Below are 17,962 nucleotides of genomic sequence, written 5' to 3'. Positions count from 1 at the left end.
TGGCGTTTTTTTTGCCGTTTTCTGTTCGCGGAAAACAGTCCTCTCTGCACACATACCGAGCGTATGAAAGGTCTATTGACTGGCAAAAATCACCACAGCAGATAACACGCGCTGAACAGCACCAAAGCAATCCAGGCCGCTGCTTTCATCAAACGAATTGACCGTACAATATCCTCAGCTTCAATGGCCCGTTTGGCATCACCTATCCAAGGTTTAGTGACCCATTCACCAAAATATTGATTCGGGCCACCAAGACGAATACCGAGCGCACCGGCAACCGTTGCTTCCGACCAGGCGCAGTTCGGGCTTTTATGTTGATAACGGTCACGCCAGCCAATGACAAACGCCGCTTTATAATCCTGTTTCTGTAACCAGGCCGCAGCGCTGAACAACAGCCAGGTTAGTCGGGCCGGAATGAAATTGGCCACATCGTCAATCCGGGCCGACACGCAGCCCAATTCACGATAACGCTCATTTCTATACCCGACCATGGAATCCAGCGTATTCACTGCTTTGTAAGCCATTGCCAGCGGTACGCCGCCGATAAACAGGTAAAACAGCGGTGCGATAATACCGTCTACCGTATTTTCCGCGACGGTTTCTACTGTGGCCCGGGTCATTTGTTCGTTATCCAGCGAACGCGTATCACGCCCCACAATATAAGAAAGCTTTATTCTTGCTTCAGCGATATCACCGCGCCGTAACGGTTCGAGCACATCCAGTGCGCAGTCCTGCAAACACTTGCCAGCTAATACCGTAAACGCCAGCCACAATTGCAGCGCGCTGCCCGCTAACCAGTGAATTTGAAACGCTGCCCAGATGGCGAACCAGGTGACCGCAGCACTGGCTCCGACCACCATAATCCACAGCAGTCCACCCGCTATATAGAGTTGCGCCGGGCTGGTAAACCAACGCCGCAGCATTTTCTCACTGCGACTGATGGTGTTGCCAATCCAGCGGATGGGATGCGGCCAGTTGACAGGATCGCCCAGCAGCACATCCAGAACAAAGGCGCCAATACAGACCGCCAGCGAAATCATTGCTTGCGACCCCGCGCGATCCACTGTTTGAGAATATCGGGCGACTGGGCAAAATGCAGATGCAAATACATGGCTAATGTATTGCCTTGCTGATAGCCGCCATGCCATTCAGATAAGATTTCACCCTCGCGACGTTTACTCAGTACAAACGCTGTTGGCAAGTCCGATTCAAAGTCGGAGTAATGAAACTCGTGACCGCGTAACTCCTGCCCGGCTTTACATAGTAAAGTATCCGTTTTCGCCGCAGCGCAGCAGTACCCGAAGCGCTGCAACCTCGCCGTCATATGGCTGTGACCATCCAGTACGCCAGCCATCGCGTGCACGTTGTCTTCTTTGTCACGTAAGCTGCTGCCCAGATACATCAGGCCGCCACATTCGGCATAAATGGCCACGTTGGCCTGATGGGCACGTAAAATAGATTCACGCATCGACACGTTGGCAGCCAGCGTTTCGGCATACAACTCCGGATACCCGCCGCCCAGATAAACCATGTCGCACTCAGGCAATTGCGCATCATGCATCGGGCTGAAATAACACAGCGTGGCCCCGGTTTGTGCCAGCAGATCCAAATTGGATTGATAATAGAAGTTGAACGCCTGATCGCGCGCAATAGCGATAGTCAGCCCCGTACCAATCCCTGCCACACTAGCCAGCACACCGGGCTCTGTGCCCGCCTCATCCGACTGCGCTGTGGCCGCGGTTTGCGCCACTTCCAGCAACGCATCCATGTCGATGTACTCTTCCACCGCCGCTGCCAGCCGGTGCCACATCTCCGTCATGTCCGGTGATTCGTGTACCGTGACCAGGCCAAGGTGACGTGAAGGCAGTTCGACTTCCGCCAGTTTCGGCAAACGGCCCAATACACGCACATTACAATAAGTCTCCACCGCATTTTTCAGCAATTGGTAGTGGTTTTCGGTATTGACCTGGTTAAAGATGACGCCAGCAATATTGATGTCCTCAGCAAACGACTCAAAGCCTTTGACAATCGCCGCAGCCGAAGTCGACATAGCTTTGCCGTCCAGCACCAGGATTACCGGACAGCCCAGAGTACGCGCCATACCGGCACTGCTGCAGTAATAAGGATCAGTGCCAAAGCCATCATAAAAGCCCATAACACCTTCGATAACAGCAATGTCTTTATCCACCGTTTGCTGCTGATACAGAGCCCGCAATTCGCGCGGCGGCAGCATAAATTCATCCAGGTTGTGAGATTGCGTTCCCACCACTTTACTGTGCCACGCAGTATCAATGTAATCGGGTCCGACCTTAAACGGCTGGACTTTCAGTCCGCGCAGACATAACGCTTTGAGGATACCGAGTGTGGTGGTTGTTTTGCCGCTGCCGCTGTTGGTTCCGGCAATTAAAATTGCTGTCATAATTATGTTCCAGGATCATTACTTGTCCGCTAACGCCTTGTCGTATCAGCGATAAAGCCATCAGAAAGTGGCTAAACTACAGAGTTCAGGTAACGAGTTCAATCTTAAATACTGTACCGCGGGCGAAACTGCATCACATCAATACCATTGTTCATCTCTGGTCCGCTATATCACGCTTTAAGCCGATAAATTCTTTTCTTCCGCCAGTGGCAGTTGTACGCTACGCCGCTCAGGATTGAGCCGTTGGTGGAATCCCGGTTGTGCTATCCGGTACAGCTCCACATCCATGACAACGGATAAGATAAAGATTGAAGGTAAGTATGGCGAAAAGTGGACAACATGGTGGTAACGTACTGCAAATGGCAGAACAATTTGATCTCGACCCGACGAAGGTGATTGATTTTAGCGCAAATATCAATCCGCTCGGTATACCGCCGCAGGTTCGTGACGCGATTGTCAGCCAGTTGGATTGCCTGCAGCATTATCCGGACATCGAATACCTCAAGCTACACCAGTCACTCGCAACCCACCATGACTGCCCTGCTCCCTGGGTGCTACCCGGTAACGGTGCGACCGAACTGATCTTTCTCTGGGCCCAATACGTCAAGCCTAAAACAGCGCTGCTGATTGAACCCAGCTTCGCCGAATATCGCCGCGCCCTGAGCCGGGTTGGCTGTGCGATCGACAATTATGTCTTACGTGAAGAGGACGGTTTTGCCGTCACTGAGCGCGTGCTGGATGCGCTGCACGGCGAACTGGACTGCCTGTTCATTTGCACGCCGAATAATCCGACCGGGCTGATGCCCGATCGTGAGTTATTAAGCGCGATTGTTGACCGCTGCCGGCAGCTCAATATACGCCTGTTCGTTGACGAGTCGTTTATTGATTTCATGCCAAATCAACCAAGCCTGAGCCAGTGTCTGGCAGATAATCCGCACCTGTACGTGCTGCGCTCGCTAACCAAATTTTATGCGCTGCCAGGCCTGCGGCTTGGCTATCTGCTTTCTGCCGATCAAACTTTGCTGGCTGAAATCAGGGACGAACGTGAACCGTGGACCATAAACGCTTTGGCTGCTCTGGCTGGCGAGATCTTGTTTGAAGATGACACCTATTGCCAGGCTACCTATCAATGGCTGGCACAAGAGCAGAAATACCTGCAAACGGAACTGGCCCGGTTTAAGCCGCTGCAACTGTTTGCGCCCAGTGCCAACTACCTGTTTTTCAAACATCTAAACCCTACTTCGTCACTGCAGCACGACCTGATGCGCCACGGCATTCTGATTCGCAGTTGCGCCAACTATATTGGCCTGAGTGATGCTTTTTATCGCGTTGCAATTAAATCCCATGCGGATAACCAGCGTCTGATTCACGCGCTGCAGAAGGTATTATCCCATGGCTGAAGCCCGTTGCCCGGCGTCGTGCGGTGAATTTATTCAAGGCTGGATTGGTGGCAGCGAAAAACTGATTTCCTGCCCAATTGACTGGTTTAGTACCGTGAGCGTCACTCAAGGCAATGCCGCCAGCAGCCGTCAGCGCCCGCGGATGAGACAAGCGCTTGAGCTCGCCCTGCAATCTCTTGATATTCCGGCCAGTGAGAGTGATGGCCTTAAAATCGAATTCGACTCCACCATTCCTGTCGCTAAAGGCATGGCAAGCAGTACGGCGGATATTGCCGCCACCATCGCCGCCACCTATCGTCATTATCGCCAAGCCATATCCGAATCCGAACTGGCCGCGCTGTGCGTGCAAATCGAGCCCAGCGACAGCACCATGTTCAGCCGCTTCACCCTGTTTGATCATCACCGCGGAGCCGTGACTGAACAGTTCGATACGGTAAACAATCTTGATGTTCTGGTGCTGGAAAGCACACATCAGTTGTGTACCGCCAGCTATCACCGAATCGCGCGCCAGAACCAGCTGCAACGCTCCGGCGCTCAGCTACAACACTCCGTCGTGCAGTTTGCACAAGCACTGCACTCGCAGGATCTCTATCAGCTTGGCCACGCCGCGACCACCAGCGCGATAGAAAGCCAACATATTGTGATGAAGCCCCATTTCAATCAGCTTCTGCAGTTAGTTGAAAAACACGGTTTATACGGCATCAATCTCGCCCACAGCGGCACAGTGGCCGGTTTGCTGTTTGACCGTACAAAACACGATATCAAAGCCGTAACAGCAGACATCAACGCGACTCAAATCAGCCAGACCTACACCTGCAATTACCTTTGCCAGGTGATCGCCGGGGGAATTGGCGGATAACAGCCTAACCTGTATTTTCTTCGCAAATTTTAGTCTGATCGCGGCAGTAAACTGCGATTTTCTCCGACGATCTGCAAAATGACATTAACCAGTTCCTGAGACGCTTTAGAAAGTGGCCTGTTCTAGACTGATGTGTTTATTTCAATAACGTTGACCAACCTAACACTGTTAGATCATTACTAAATTTCAAAGTTTGCCTCTGAATTAGCGTCTACTTATCTTGCCCAAAACACGCACATAGCCCATTTTGGGCTTCAAATAAAATTAAAACTTGCTTTGCATCGATTAAGTTAGTTATCAAACAGACATTTTTTCGAACAAATATCTTATTGTTCGTATATATAAATCGCACAACCCAGCAAACGTTCTGCTTTTGAGAGCATAAATGAAAGTAAAAAGGCCAGACTGGTCATAACCAATCTGGCCTTTTTTATTAAACACAGCAGGCTTAATGCTACCGATTTATCATGTCCGGTTCAGTGCTTAGCGCTTGCGCCGCCAGATCAACCAGCCGACCAGAGCCAGCAGCACCAGCACACCAGCCGCCACACCGAGTTGCGCCAGTAATACCAGCGGAGACGTCGGGCCGCCACGGCGGATTTCAGCGACCCGCTCTGGTGACACGGTCACTTCTTGATTGCCGTACTGCTGCAGGATCCAGTTTGATAATTTGGCAACCTGCTGATCATCAAGATGATTAAGCGCGTTTGGCTGTGCGCCGAAAGGTGGCATAAACACATCGCCCTCGGCAGTTTCACGTTCAACACCATATAAAATCGTGGCGATCAGATTAGATGGGTTATGCTCTGCGGTGGCGCTGTTATGGAACAGGCTTGGGTAGAAACCATCTTTAGTCCCTTGCGCGCTGCTGCCATGGCAAGAAGAACAGTTGCCTGAATACAACCTTGCTCCTTCATCACTGACTGGCTCTTCAAAACCAACACCACGGATAGCAGTCAGGTTGTGACCCTGTTTACCATGATTAAAACGCGAAGGTCCAGAGGGCACCTGAGTATTATCCGCTATGCTGCCCATATACTCAGCGATCGCACTTAAATCCTCATCAGACAAGTAGCGGAAGCTATGGGTAATCGCTTCAGCCATGCTGCCTGCTGCCTGCGCTTTACCTTCTAAACGACCTGTACGCAGATACGTCTTCAGTTCCTGCTGAGACCACTCACCAATTCCGCTGACCGGATCGGCGGTGATATTCGGTGCAAACCAAGGGCCGACCTGAGCTCCGGTCATAGCGGCATCGGTTTGTTCCTGCATCAGGAAACCGCGGGGTGTATGACAGGTACTGCAGTGTGCAGCGCCTTCGACCAGGTAACGGCCACGGTTCCAGCTCGCACTTTGTGAAGCATCCGCCTCATAGCCTGGCTCTTTAAGGAACAATGCATTCCAGACCATCATTGACGTGCGGATATTTAGCGGGAATGGCAACTCGGTTTCAGCCGTCGGCTCATCCACTGCTTGCACACCCGACATAAAGTACGTATACAAGGCGTGGATATCCTCGTCAGTCAACGTAGCATAAGCGGTGTAAGGCATTGCCGGATACAACTGGGCACCGTCGGCACGTACGCCTTTACGCAAAGCATCAGCAAACTGCTGTTCACTGTAGCTGCCAATCCCATCCTTGTTCGACGGCGTGATATTCGTCGCGATGATGTCGCCCACTGGCGATGAAATCACTTTGCCACCGGCAAAAGGCTGTCCGCCATGTGCCGTGTGACAAGCGGTGCAGTCGGACGCAACCGCCAGATACTGACCTTTTTGGATCAGAGCATCGTCAGCGGCACCATGAGCAGCAACATCAGTAGCGGCATAAACCGAGCCGCAGCCCAACGCCAGCATAAGTGCTAAAACGCCTGATTTGAGTTTGAGCATGATTACGCCTCCTGCGCCTGTTTGACGATGGCTTCAGCGGCTTTGAATGCCAGCGCAACCATGGTAATGGTACTGTTACCACAGGCGGTGCTTGGCATCGCGCCACCGCCAGGCAGGAACAGGTTGCGGTGATCGTGAGAACGGCAGACCTCATCCACCACCGAAGCCGCAGGATCACGGCCCATAATCGTGCCACCCATAATGTGTTTACTCGGATTAAACTGCTTGGAGAAAGTTTTATCAATGGCACCCATCGCTTCTGCAATATTGTCCGCAATCGGCTTCGAGTACTCGTTGAACGAACGACGTACATAGTCACCCACATCGTAATTTACCGACGGTTTCGGCAGGCCAAGCCAGTCTTTTTTATCCGATAGCGTCAGGCGGTTGTTGGCTTCAGGCAACATCTCATGCGCCATAACGATATTGGCGGTACAGGCGGTCATACGACGAATTTCTTCATCCAGCGCTTTACCGACTAAGCCTTTCTGCAACGCACCGAAGGTGACAAAACGGTTGCGGGCAAAGTTATTAAAGCGGAAGTAAGCACCGGCGTGTTGCGATCGGAAGTCCCCTTGCGAGGTTTCCATGATGCCGCTGTTAACCACAGGGCCGACACCTGCCCAGTAAGGCTCGTCAAGTGTCACCGTCATGGTGATTTGCGGGTGGTCCATCATATTGCGGCCAACCTGATCCGAGCTGTTAGCAATGCCGTTCGGGTTACGGGCATCGGTCGACATCAACAGCAGCTTCGGTGTTTCCAGCCCGTTACAGGCAATGATAAACAGATTACCGTTTACCCGATGAGTTTGCTTATGCTGGTCATAGTAATGCACCGCTTCGATGTTGTTTTTGGCATTGGTTTCAATGCGCCACACCACCGAGTTGTACAGAATCGTCGCACCTTTCGCTTCGAGACGGGATAACGCAGTCGCACCATCATATTTAGCACCTACCGGACAGACCGGTACGCAGTTGTTGTTGGCACAACATGCCGGACGGTCATCATAAGAAGTGCCGCTGTTACGCGCCTGAGCTGTCGGGATGTTATGCAGACCGAGCTTTTCACGCACGACTGACGTAAAACGCTCTTCACCGGGACCAAATGGCAGCGCTGGCATCGGGTAAGGCTTGGAGCGCTTCGCTGGCCATTGCAGCGCCGGATCATCCGGTCCACAGATCCCCAGTTTATACTCAGCGCGCACATAGTAAGGTTCGAGCGTGTCGTAATCGAACGCCCAGTCGCGGCCGACGCCATACAGGCTGTGCAGGCGCAAATCATCCGGCGTCATACGCCAGCATGTGCCGGCCCAGTGCCAGGTCGAACCACCGGCATAACGCACGTAACTTTGCGCATAGGCATCTTTACCACTCAGTTGCAGGTAGTCCTGCCCAGGGCCAGTTGGCTCCGGGTGAGGCGCCCACTCACGCGAGGGATAACATTCAATCGCCGTACCTTTGGAGGCCAGCGGCAGGTTGCGATAGTTCTCTACGATCTCCGCGCGCGACACACGCGGACCGGCTTCAATCATAAGGACTGGTACACCGGCATCCAGCAGTTGCTCTGCGATCACCACGCCGACGACGCCGGTACCGACGATCACTACAGGAGACTGATTTGGGGCTGTCATAAATTTCTTCTTGTCAGATTCAGAATTGAGGTACGGGAAGGATTGGAGTGTTTACACGCTGCCAGTTGTTCGGACCACTGATACCGTAAGACGGAATCGTGATCACATCCAGCGTGGTTTGCCAGGTGAGCGCCTGCTCGAAAGCGAAGGTTTTGGCAGTGCGCGTCGGAGTGAGGCTACCGGTATACCAACCAAAAATGATTTTGTAAGCCAGATCCTGTAACTCGCCTTGCGGGATCGCAGGGAAGAAGTCTTCTACGATTGAAGCATTACGTGAGCGGGCAATTGCGATTAACTGATAGATATTCTCCAATATCCCCTGCTCTTCGCTTTCCAGGACAGCCAGCATACGCTGCCCTACAGCTTCATCAAGTTGATGATTCACCAACAAGCGAGAAATCTGCATAAAAGGAGAAAAACTTTTGGATGGCTTAGACTCTGCCATCACAAATGATGGTAGTGCGGAGGTGACAACACCACCAGCAATAATCACCGCACCAGAAAGCAAGACTTTCCGGCGTGAGAACTGGACCTTCCCTTTGGAAAGATCGTCGGAGTGAAACATGTTATTTCCCTGAATGTTTACTTGGCACGATATAAAAATAGGATGCGAGAAAAGCATTCATTATTATCCTGTCAATAATAATGAATATCAGGGGCGTATTCTATCTGGTGAGACATCAAAATCAATAGAGATATTTATTAATAGTAACTATTGAAATTTACGTAAGCAAACACCACAACAACATATACAAATAAATTATAGATTAATAGCAATAAGTATATTCCATGACGATATTATTAAAATATAAAATCGCTATTTGAATCACAAGCAGAGTAGCGTGGGTTCAATCAGTGTCACTCCTTGCCTATAAGGCTGCATAGACTTAAAGAGACATCCACTTACTATGCAATACTGACGGATATTCGCTACTTTAGATAAGGCAGCCAAATAGCGGTGTATATTCTATTAATAAATTAAAATTATTTTAATTATACTAAAAAAACACAGAATAATAGAATTATCTAAAATATCCATATATTTCATTCTAAAAATCAGAGTAAAATTTTGATGCAAGAAGATTTTATATAAATATAACATATGGATTTATACCCATTATTTCAATAAATTTATCAAACAGATGACGTGCAGCGGAATTGGATGGCAAACTTACCGATGGATAGCGATATCTAAACCTGTTACTGCGCATAATATGATTATACGATGCTTGACCACTTGTCAGTCGGGGGAAGACAAACGCAAAAACACGCCATTAAGCGCTTTATTTAAAATAGTCAGGAATTTATTACAGAAGGAAAAGCTTGGAGCGGGCAGCGGGAATCGAACCCGCATCATCAGCTTGGAAGGCTGAGGTAATAGCCATTATACGATGCCCGCGCATCGAAGTGATGGAGTTACTATGCCACAACCATGGAAAAAGAAAACCGTTTTTTATCAAATCCAGACTGTTTGCATAGTTAATAATCAATTAAACATCAATTGGTTAGCTTTTAGACGTACCGCACAGTTTTTCTAAGATTACTGATTTAAAGCTTAGTTACCGGTTTAGAACTTAATCACCGCTATACAGATGAGTCGCCACTTTTCTTTGCCACTCCAGAGAGCGGTTCCGTAACGCTGAAGACAAACGTGTTCGCTCATCGTCACCCTAATATTTCATCTGCATACCCTTCCGGCTTCCTGCTTCCTGCTTCCCCAGATATTTTCATCGCTAACAAATAGGGCTACTCTAGATTTACCCATTGACTGCCTGACTGATTATGCAACCTTTACCTGTTCTGCCTGACGATTACTATCTGACTAACTTCCATAAGCTGCTCTCACATGCGCTGGAGTGGTATGCGGACTTACTGCGACCGGCAGAGCTTGAATGGTGTCACGACTTTCACCGTCTGAGCCACGACGCACAGTGCATGCTGGTTCGCCTGCTATCTCGAAAGGGGCAGTGGTTTCGCAGCGATAAGCTCAACTATGCAGAAATAAGTCACCAGGCAAATGCACTGAATGAACTTGCCCGGGCAGGTTTTATCAGCCTCAATCCTGAGCTAGATGCCGTGGTGGTCGCCCGGGAGCTCCTCACTAAAGCGGACATTGTGACGCTCTATCCACAGCTGGGCAGATCATTACGCAAGCCGCAGCTTATCGAAGCCTTGAAGGTAGCGCCGATCGAAAATGTACCAGAACTGAACTTTGACATTATCCATCTCAATCAGAGTGACATTATTGAGCTGTTGTTGATCTTGTTTTTCGCCAATACACGACAAACCTTCGCGCAATTTGTCCTCGATGACCTGGGTTTAAACAACTTTGAGAGTTATCCGCTGAGTAAAGAACGTTGCTTCTTTCAAACCCGTCAGCAGGTAGACCACCTGTTCGTATTGCGCCGTATCCAGGCACATTACGATGCACACCCCAAGCCCGATGAAACGATGTTAGACAAGCTGTTATCGCAACTTCCTCAACCTGGTATACATGCTTATATCGAGCGGCGCAGACAGCACCAGTTAAACCAGATCGCACGCGACTATGAACGTCAGCAATGTCTGGATAAAGCACTCGCCATTTACCAGCAAACCGAAGTGATTCCATCACGTGAGCGTCAGGCTCGTATCTATGAAAAACTTGAGCAAACGCAGCCAATGCGCGACGTTGTTGAAACCATGTTTGCACAACCGCTCAATTACTCTGAATACGAAATCGCTCTAAAACTGCACAAACGCCTGCTGCGCCTCGAAGGCCATAAAGTGGCGCGGGAAAGTAAACCTGTCTACCCTACCCGCCAGTTACAACTCGACCTGACACAGCAACGGGTCGAATTAGCGGTCAAGCAACAATTAGAGAGTGAAGGTTATCAGGTTTATTATCTGGAGAACCAGTTTCTGAATACGCTGTTTGGCCTCACGTTCTGGGACGCGATATTTGCTCCTGTAGAGGGCGCTTTCATCAACCGTTATCAATATCGCCCGCTCGATCTCTATCACAGCGATTTTGTCAGCAAACGTAAATTCTGGATAGAACAGGCCATCACCCGCCTGCGTAATGAAGGCGTCATGCCATTGTGGGCGCTTTGGCAAACTAAATTCTCGCTGGCTAACCCATTTGTGTTTTGGGCCGGATGGGATAAGACCTTGTTTGAACTTACTGATCAGTGTATTGAACCTGACATCCTGGCCGGATTATTCGAGATAATGCTCAGTGATTTAAAACTCTATCGCAATGGCATGCCCGACTTGATTGCCTTTAAAGAAGGTCAGTTTGAATGGATTGAAGTGAAAGGCCCGGGCGACAAATTGCAGGACAATCAATGGCGCTGGATGGCCCGGTTTGAGCAACTCAAAGTGCCGTTTTCTGTCTGCTACGTAAATCACTAAATGCAGAAAAAAATGGTGATCTTTGTCGCTTTTTGCTTTAATTACTGCACGATTAATCAATAAGTTAGCCGAATGAAATTAAGAAAATTATTCGTCGTTGCGTTGGTGCCTTTGTTCTACGGCTGTGCAGTGTTGGCCGGTTTTAACTTCGATCAGATGTTTGGTGATGAAGAAGTCCGCGCTCGACAAGCGCCGATTGAATCAGCCCAGGCGCATTTTTTTCTCGATCAGGTCAAACCGATCATTGATAAACGCTGTGTGGTTTGTCATGCCTGTTACGATGCTCCCTGTCAGCTTAAAATGTCTTCTGTCGAAGGTATCGACCGTGGTGGCAGTAAAGACATGGTTTACCATGGTACCCGTCTGACGGCAGCAACACCGACCCGTTTGTTTGAGGATGCCCAACTGACCGAAGAATGGCGCGACTTTAACTTTCATCCGGTGCTTAATGAGCGCATCCAGTCACCTGAGGCCAACATTCAGGCCGGTCTGATGGCTCGTATGCTCAAGCAAAAAGAGCTGCATCCGTTGCCTCAGCAGGATCAATTGGAAGGCTTCGATTTCTCAATTGATCGTGAGCAACAATGTGTCACACTTGAAGAGCACGAGGCTTACCAGAAAGATTATCCGAACTGGGGAATGCCGTTTGGTATGCCAAACCTGGAGTCCTCGGAATACAATACTCTGATGACCTGGCTGAAAAATGGCGGCGTGATGAATGAACATATCCCGCTGACGATGGAACAACAGGCATTGGTCAATCATTACGAAAGTCTGTTTAATCAAGATTTGCTTAAGAACCGTGTTGTCGGTCGTTACATTTACGAACACCTGTTCCTGTCACACCTTTATTTTTCCGACATCACCAAACCAGGCGAAACCCCTCGCTTCTTTAATCTGGTCCGCTCTGCAACACCACCCGGACAACCGGTTAAACGTATCAGTACGCGGCGCCCATATGACGATCCGGGAGTTGACCGTGTTTACTACCGCCTGATCCCAGAGCAAGGCACCACGGTGGATAAAACCCACATGCCGTACGCACTGAACATGGAACGCATGAAACACTGGCGTGAATGGTTTATCGATGCGGATTATAAAGTCACCGCGTTGCCAAGCTACGATGCTTCTGTGGCTGCCAACCCGATGACTTCATTTATCGAACTGCCGGTAAAAGCACGCTTTAAGTTCATGCTCGATAATGCACAGAACACCATTATGTCCTTCATCAAAGGCCCGGTGTGTCGTGGTCAGTTGGCGCTTAACGTGATTAATGATCGTTTCTGGGTCTTCTTCCTTGACCCGGACAAAGCAGACATGCCGGAGGTCAATGAGTTTTACCGCGATCAGGCTGAAAACCTCAAGCTGCCGGCAGAGCTGGAAAGTAATACTCTGCCGCTCAGTAACTGGATCCGTTTCTCTAACCAGCAAGCCCATTATCTGGAAGCCAAATCCGAGTTTACCAACCGCTGGTTTAAAGACGGTAAACACCTGACGACCGATGTGATCTGGGATGGTAACGGCACGAACCCGAACGCTGCACTGACCATTATGCGTCATTTTGACAGTGCGTCGGTTGTACAGGGCCTGGTTGGCGAAAAACCCAAAACAGCCTGGGTGATTGACTACGCTCTGCTGGAACGTATCCACTACCTGCTGGTGGCAGGGTTTGACGTTTACGGTAACTTCGGACATCAGTTGATGACCCGTATGTTTATGGACTTCCTGCGTATGGAAGGCGAAAGTAACTTTGTCGCCCTGCTACCGCGCAGCATGCGTCACAAAGAGATGTCGAGCTGGTATGCGGACCAGAGCAAACAATTCTCAAACTTCCTGCTGCGTAACGTGAAACCGTTCGACCAGCCGACTCAGGTACAGTACAAGACCACTGACTACAAATCAGAGCTGTATGACAAGCTAATTGACAAAGTGCAGCCGGTACTGAGCCATCGTTACGATATTGTTGATACCGGATTTACATCTGCGCATGAAAAAGCGCTGGCCAGCATCAGTCATATCAAGGGAGAAGGTCTGCGTTCGATGCCGCAAATCATCATGGCGATGATTGATACTGACAACGGCCCGTCGCAACTTTTCACGATTCTGCACAAAAACGCGCACAGCAATATCTCTAGTTTATTTGACGAAGAGAACAATCGGGACTACAAAAATGATGATCTCACGATCGTACGCGGTGTGATCGGAAGCTATCCGGCTGCGTACCTAAGTCTCAAAGAAAGCGAGATTCCGGAACTTGTGCAGCGCTTACAGACACTAAATAGTGAAGACGACTACATCAAGCTTCTGGATCGGTTTGCAGTTCGTCGTAGTTCGCCACGCTTCTGGCCGTTCAGCGATAGAGTTCATGCCTGGTACAAACAACACCAGCCTATCGAATTCGGCCTGCTGGACTACAATAGATTTGAGAACCGATGATGAATCTCAACTCACGTTTAACTAACAGGAGGTGCGAGATGAACATTCGAGACAGTATTGATGCGCTGGAGCAGCAAATCTACGTGGCATGCTCTGAAGGGGATTTTGATACCGTCAATATGCTGGAACAAAAGCTCGAACGCCTGCGTGGCAAAGTAGAGCATCCATTTGACGAAGATCCCTATTCGCTTGAAGGCCGCACCTTTATGGATGATGACTGGCGTTAACTTTGCTGGGGCTTATTATCTCAATTAGCGGATATTCAGCTCACCAGCCTGTCTGGTAAGCATGCAGAGTAAAAATCCAGGTGTAGCGATACACCTGGATTTTTTTATGCGCCTGAACTGTGCATCCATGGTTTGGATAGACCGGAACTTATGTTTAACGGCTGTCGGCTAACTTATGTTTAACGGCTGTCGGCTATTGGCGGCTTTGGGATGATTAGAGTTATTCGCAGTATAACCCTGCGTTAACCCGCTCCCAGCACAGTCTGAACGTAACGGTTACGGCCCTGGCTTTTGGCCTGATACAGCGCCTGATCCGCTCCTTGATAGACTTCGGTCAGGGTTTCACTGCCATTAGGCGTCACAGTCACTACGCCCTGAGATAAGGTGACATGGCTGGCCACCGGGCTGAAATTATGTGGATAGTGGATATGTTCAATCGCGTCCTGCACCCTTTCCGCCGCAACGCGTGCGCTTTCCTGGTCGGTGTTGCTCAACATGATCACAAACTCTTCCCCGCCATAACGGCCAACGAATTCACCGCTGCGACAGAACAGCTTGTTGGCTGCCTGAGCCAACGTGTGTAAACAGCGGTCGCCTTCAATGTGACCGTAGTTGTCATTAAACAATTTGAAGTGATCGACATCAAACAAAATCAACGACATTGGCATATTATGACGCCCGTGCCAGGTCAGCATTTCACCCAGTTTTTCGTCCATAAAACGGCGGTTAAACACTTTGGTCAGGCCATCTTCGTTGGCCTGATGCTGTAATTGCAGGTTCAGCTCTTCGAGCTTGGCTGACGTTCGTTTTAATTCCCGGCGCATACTGGCAATGCGCTGCATCGCCAGTAGTTTGGAGCTTAACACCAATTTATCAACGGGTTTGATAAGATAGTCATCGCCACCGGAGTCGATTCCTTTAGCGATCATGGAGGGTTCGTCATGACTACTGAGGAAAATAATCGGTACCCAATCCTGTTGATAGCGTTTCCGCAGCTCCTGAGCCACTTCAAATCCATCAATGTCCGGCATAGTGACATCGAGTAAGACCAGCTCGGGATCAAAACGCGCAAAAACCTCCATCGCTTCACGGCCGCTGGATGCAACTTCGACAGAGTGGCCCAGTTGCTTGAGGCGAATCGCGAGCTGCATGCGTTCTAACTGCACATCATCTACCAGTAGAATTCTCATCGATGAACCCGTGCTCACCATATTAACCTCTGTGCAATACCATTCAATGCTTAGCTATAACATAACTTTGTCACGCTTTCACTGCTTTATTTAGAGACTTGTATTGACATTTCGCCATAAGTTTTTAGCATTGCGGTTTTCATCAATGAGAACTTTTTCATGTCAGACACTACACAAACAGAAGCCCCACAAGTGGATCTGGATTCCATTTCTCCAGAATTGCGCCAGGTACTGGAATTTGATCAGGTACCAGAAGGTATGTTCCACATGGTGACTTCTATTCACGAAGTTTCCGAAGAAGCGGTGCGTGAAGCTTGGGATAGTCTGCCAGGCAGCGCGCAGAATATTCTCGATAACTTTGAACAGTTCCACGCGCTTATCTCTGTAAGCCAGGCATTTGCCGGCATCAACGTAATGGAAGAGTTCCCGACTCTGAACCTGCCTAAAGATATGACCGAGCAGGACAAGGAAGAGTACCGTGCCCAGTTGCTTGACCAGGTGCTGCATAACTGTGTGAAAGATATGGTTAAACAGATCAAAAAAGCACGCCGCGATCCAATCCTGAAACGCGACTTCAAAGAAGTATTCGACAAGTAAATTCAGCGTTTTCAGATGTAAATCGTTCCAAGCCCGCCACTGAGCGGGCTTTTTCATTGCATCGCTCTCTTTTTCATTGCAACACTATTTAGCGCTCGCCCTGCAAAACGGTGTCTGGCAGGCCAGCGAGATTTAGATTGTCAGCTCTCAAAAGCAGATCTGTTTGTTCGATCCAGATCAAAACTCTTTATTCTCAGGCTAGCATTCACGACAGAGCATGCTTTGCTAGCGATAAAGGTGAAAAAGTCGCAACGTACATGGAGAGCACATTGATGGAACCTATCCCGGGCTCAGCTCCTCAATCCCATAATAAGGTCCTCGATCTCATCGTAGTCGGAGGCGGTATTAATGGTGCAGGTATCGCTGCCGATGCTGCGGGGCGCGGGCTGAAAGTGGGTCTTTACGATGCACAGGATTTTGCCGGCGCAACCTCATCAGCCAGTTCGAAGCTGATTCACGGCGGTCTGCGTTATCTTGAACATTATGAGTTTCGCTTAGTGAGTGAGGCCCTTAGCGAGCGTGAAATTCTTTTAAAAAAAGCGCCGCACCTCATTAAGTCGATGCGCTTGCGCTTACCCCTGCGTCCGTCTCTTCGGCCTTCCTGGTTGCTGCGTGCCGGGCTGTTTTTGTATGACAGCCTCAGCCGCCGCAGTTCTTTGCCAGGTAGCCACAAAGTGCGTTTACCGGCCGGGTCCGTCACCAAACCGGAACTCACAACCGGATTTGAATATTCCGACTGCTGGGCGGACGATGCGCGCCTGGTACTGGCCAATGTCATGCAAGCCAAAGAAATGGGCAGTGAAGTGATCAACTATTGCCGGGTCGTCGGTGCGAAACGTAACGGCTCCATATGGGAAGTTGAACTGTTCGATGAACGTCATCAGCGTTCATTTAACCGCGAGTGCCGGGTATTGGTGAATGCAACCGGCCCTTGGGTACGCAGCTTTTTTCATGATCACCTGCACCTCAGCTCCCCTTACGGTATCCGACTGGTGAAAGGGTCGCATATTATTGTCCCCAAGATTCACTCCGAACCCTACGCCTACGTGCTGCAAAACCTCGACAAGCGACTGGTTGTGGTGGTCCCTTATCTCGACAAATATTCGATGATTGGCACGACCGACGTGGAATACCAGGGCGATCCGCGTCAGGTCAGGATTTCCGACGATGAGAAGCAGTACCTCATCGACGTCGTGAACCAGCACTTTGTTAAAAGCATCTGCAAAAACGATATCATTCATGAATTTAGCGGTGTGCGTCCCCTGCTGGATGATGAGGCTGTTACACCACAACGCATCACCCGTGACTACACTCTGGCATTTGATAACAAGGACAACCAGGCCCCGCTCCTATCTGTTTTTGGTGGCAAGCTAACCACTTACCGTCAACTGGCCGAAATCGCGATGCATCAACTTCAACCCTGTTTCCCACACATGAAACCGGATTGGACCAGTCAGGCGCCACTGCCTGGTGGAGAAGAGTTTAATTTCCATCGCCTGCTGAGAGAATGCAAACAACGCTATCCGTTTATCGGTGAAAGTTTACTGGAACGTTGGCTCAACGCTTACGGCAGCCGTATCCGTAGTTTACTGGCCGGAGTCTGTCAGCCAGAAGATCTGGGCCAGGCTTTCAGCCCGTCCCTGTATCAGATAGAAGTCGATTATCTGGCGGAACATGAATGGGTGTTCAGTGCAGAAGACCTTTTCTGGCGTCGCACCAAGCTCGGGTTGGATCATGATGAACAAACCATTGAGCTGGTTGAACGTTACCTGAAAAAGCGCCGTCATCGGTTAAGAACCAATCTCAAGGCCGTCAGTTAAATCTGGCTCTAAAGTGTCCCACCTTTAAGCCTTTCCACCAGGCTTCAGAAACAAAAGACCTCACTGTTGAAGCAAACAGTCACTGTTGAAATAAACAAGC

At 49.7% G+C, this 17,962-nt stretch carries 13 protein-coding genes and 1 tRNA gene; 7 read left to right on the top strand and 7 right to left on the bottom strand.

All coding sequences use genetic code 11. The features are described 5' to 3' along the window. Positions 1–89: 89 nt before the first annotated feature. Together cbiB and J0X00_RS04425 are read right to left on the bottom strand one after the other, a co-directional pair. Positions 90–1,040: an adenosylcobinamide-phosphate synthase CbiB gene (gene cbiB / locus J0X00_RS04430; protein ID WP_282476427.1), complete on the bottom strand. Its 951-nt coding sequence runs from the start codon at positions 1,038–1,040 to the stop codon at positions 90–92. Then, complete coding sequence (locus J0X00_RS04425; RefSeq protein ID WP_282476426.1) at positions 1,037–2,419, bottom strand: cobyrinate a,c-diamide synthase; 1,383 nt, start codon at positions 2,417–2,419, stop codon at positions 1,037–1,039. The genes cbiB and J0X00_RS04425 overlap by 4 nt, the downstream gene beginning before the upstream one ends. A gap of 320 nt (positions 2,420–2,739) precedes the next feature. Between J0X00_RS04425 and cobD the strand changes: the two genes are divergently transcribed. Together cobD and J0X00_RS04415 are read left to right on the top strand one after the other, a co-directional pair. Continuing rightward, the gene (gene cobD, locus J0X00_RS04420) at positions 2,740–3,819 is read left to right on the top strand and encodes a threonine-phosphate decarboxylase CobD (RefSeq protein WP_282476425.1); all 1,080 of its coding nucleotides are present in this window, start codon (positions 2,740–2,742) and stop codon (positions 3,817–3,819) included. Beyond that, entirely contained in the window at positions 3,812–4,678 is an 867-nt protein-coding gene (locus J0X00_RS04415) for a GHMP kinase (RefSeq protein ID WP_282476424.1), read from the top strand. Before cobD ends, J0X00_RS04415 begins: the two co-directional genes overlap by 8 nt. 483 nt (positions 4,679–5,161) lie before the next feature. On the opposite strand, the gene J0X00_RS04410 is transcribed toward J0X00_RS04415, so the two are convergent. The 4 genes from J0X00_RS04410 to J0X00_RS04395 form a co-directional block, all read right to left on the bottom strand. After that, positions 5,162–6,568: a cytochrome c gene (locus tag J0X00_RS04410; protein ID WP_282476423.1), complete on the bottom strand. Its 1,407-nt coding sequence runs from the start codon at positions 6,566–6,568 to the stop codon at positions 5,162–5,164. Positions 6,569–6,570: 2 nt separating this feature from the next. Next, complete coding sequence (locus tag J0X00_RS04405) at positions 6,571–8,199, bottom strand: GMC family oxidoreductase (protein ID WP_282476422.1); 1,629 nt, start codon at positions 8,197–8,199, stop codon at positions 6,571–6,573. Between the two features lie 19 nt (positions 8,200–8,218). Further along, entirely contained in the window at positions 8,219–8,764 is a 546-nt protein-coding gene (locus J0X00_RS04400; protein WP_282476421.1) for a sugar dehydrogenase complex small subunit, read from the bottom strand. Between the two features lie 759 nt (positions 8,765–9,523). After that, a tRNA-Gly gene (locus tag J0X00_RS04395) sits at positions 9,524–9,598 on the bottom strand. A gap of 383 nt (positions 9,599–9,981) precedes the next feature. Between J0X00_RS04395 and J0X00_RS04390 the strand changes: the two genes are divergently transcribed. The 3 genes from J0X00_RS04390 to J0X00_RS04380 all read left to right on the top strand — a co-directional run bounded on the left by J0X00_RS04390 (position 9,982) and on the right by J0X00_RS04380 (position 14,255). Next, entirely contained in the window at positions 9,982–11,592 is a 1,611-nt protein-coding gene (locus tag J0X00_RS04390; RefSeq protein WP_282476420.1) for a VRR-NUC domain-containing protein, read from the top strand. A gap of 72 nt (positions 11,593–11,664) precedes the next feature. Beyond that, complete coding sequence (locus J0X00_RS04385) at positions 11,665–14,028, top strand: fatty acid cis/trans isomerase (RefSeq protein WP_282476419.1); 2,364 nt, start codon at positions 11,665–11,667, stop codon at positions 14,026–14,028. Between the two features lie 38 nt (positions 14,029–14,066). Beyond that, the gene (locus J0X00_RS04380; protein WP_136485871.1) at positions 14,067–14,255 is read left to right on the top strand and encodes a hypothetical protein; all 189 of its coding nucleotides are present in this window, start codon (positions 14,067–14,069) and stop codon (positions 14,253–14,255) included. Between the two features lie 242 nt (positions 14,256–14,497). Here the strand turns inward: J0X00_RS04380 and J0X00_RS04375 are convergent, their stop codons facing one another. After that, positions 14,498–15,466, bottom strand: a complete 969-nt coding sequence (locus tag J0X00_RS04375; RefSeq protein ID WP_282476418.1) for a diguanylate cyclase — start codon at positions 15,464–15,466, stop codon at positions 14,498–14,500. Positions 15,467–15,604: 138 nt separating this feature from the next. Here J0X00_RS04375 and J0X00_RS04370 point away from each other — a divergent pair, with 138 nt between their 5' ends. Together J0X00_RS04370 and glpD are read left to right on the top strand one after the other, a co-directional pair. Beyond that, complete coding sequence (locus tag J0X00_RS04370; protein WP_136485875.1) at positions 15,605–16,042, top strand: DUF3069 domain-containing protein; 438 nt, start codon at positions 15,605–15,607, stop codon at positions 16,040–16,042. A gap of 272 nt (positions 16,043–16,314) precedes the next feature. Beyond that, positions 16,315–17,862: a glycerol-3-phosphate dehydrogenase gene (gene glpD, locus J0X00_RS04365; RefSeq protein WP_282477002.1), complete on the top strand. Its 1,548-nt coding sequence runs from the start codon at positions 16,315–16,317 to the stop codon at positions 17,860–17,862. Positions 17,863–17,962 lie beyond the last annotated feature (100 nt).

The sequence above is a fragment of the Vibrio sp. ABG19 genome, assembly GCF_029962385.1.
GTDB lineage: Bacteria > Pseudomonadota > Gammaproteobacteria > Enterobacterales > Vibrionaceae > Vibrio > Vibrio ostreae.
Note: the sequence above shows the minus strand (reverse complement) of the source record. Positions and strands in the feature narration are given on the sequence as shown.

Bases quoted from the DNA above. Each gene is read 5' to 3' on its own strand.
- J0X00_RS04415 (WP_282476424.1), top strand. From the start codon at position 3,812: ATGGCTGAAGCCCGTTGCCCGGCGTCGTGCGGTGAATTTATTCAAGGC.
- J0X00_RS04425 (WP_282476426.1), bottom strand. From the start codon at position 2,419: ATGACAGCAATTTTAATTGCCGGAACCAACAGCGGCAGCGGCAAAACA.
- J0X00_RS04375 (WP_282476418.1), bottom strand. From the start codon at position 15,466: ATGGTGAGCACGGGTTCATCGATGAGAATTCTACTGGTAGATGATGTG.
- J0X00_RS04370 (WP_136485875.1), top strand. From the start codon at position 15,605: ATGTCAGACACTACACAAACAGAAGCCCCACAAGTGGATCTGGATTCC.
- J0X00_RS04385 (WP_282476419.1), top strand. From the start codon at position 11,665: ATGAAATTAAGAAAATTATTCGTCGTTGCGTTGGTGCCTTTGTTCTAC.
- cbiB (WP_282476427.1), bottom strand. From the start codon at position 1,040: ATGATTTCGCTGGCGGTCTGTATTGGCGCCTTTGTTCTGGATGTGCTG.
- glpD (WP_282477002.1), top strand. From the start codon at position 16,315: ATGGAACCTATCCCGGGCTCAGCTCCTCAATCCCATAATAAGGTCCTC.
- J0X00_RS04405 (WP_282476422.1), bottom strand. From the start codon at position 8,199: ATGACAGCCCCAAATCAGTCTCCTGTAGTGATCGTCGGTACCGGCGTC.
- J0X00_RS04410 (WP_282476423.1), bottom strand. From the start codon at position 6,568: ATGCTCAAACTCAAATCAGGCGTTTTAGCACTTATGCTGGCGTTGGGC.
- cobD (WP_282476425.1), top strand. From the start codon at position 2,740: ATGGCGAAAAGTGGACAACATGGTGGTAACGTACTGCAAATGGCAGAA.
- J0X00_RS04390 (WP_282476420.1), top strand. From the start codon at position 9,982: ATGCAACCTTTACCTGTTCTGCCTGACGATTACTATCTGACTAACTTC.
- J0X00_RS04380 (WP_136485871.1), top strand. From the start codon at position 14,067: ATGAACATTCGAGACAGTATTGATGCGCTGGAGCAGCAAATCTACGTG.
- J0X00_RS04400 (WP_282476421.1), bottom strand. From the start codon at position 8,764: ATGTTTCACTCCGACGATCTTTCCAAAGGGAAGGTCCAGTTCTCACGC.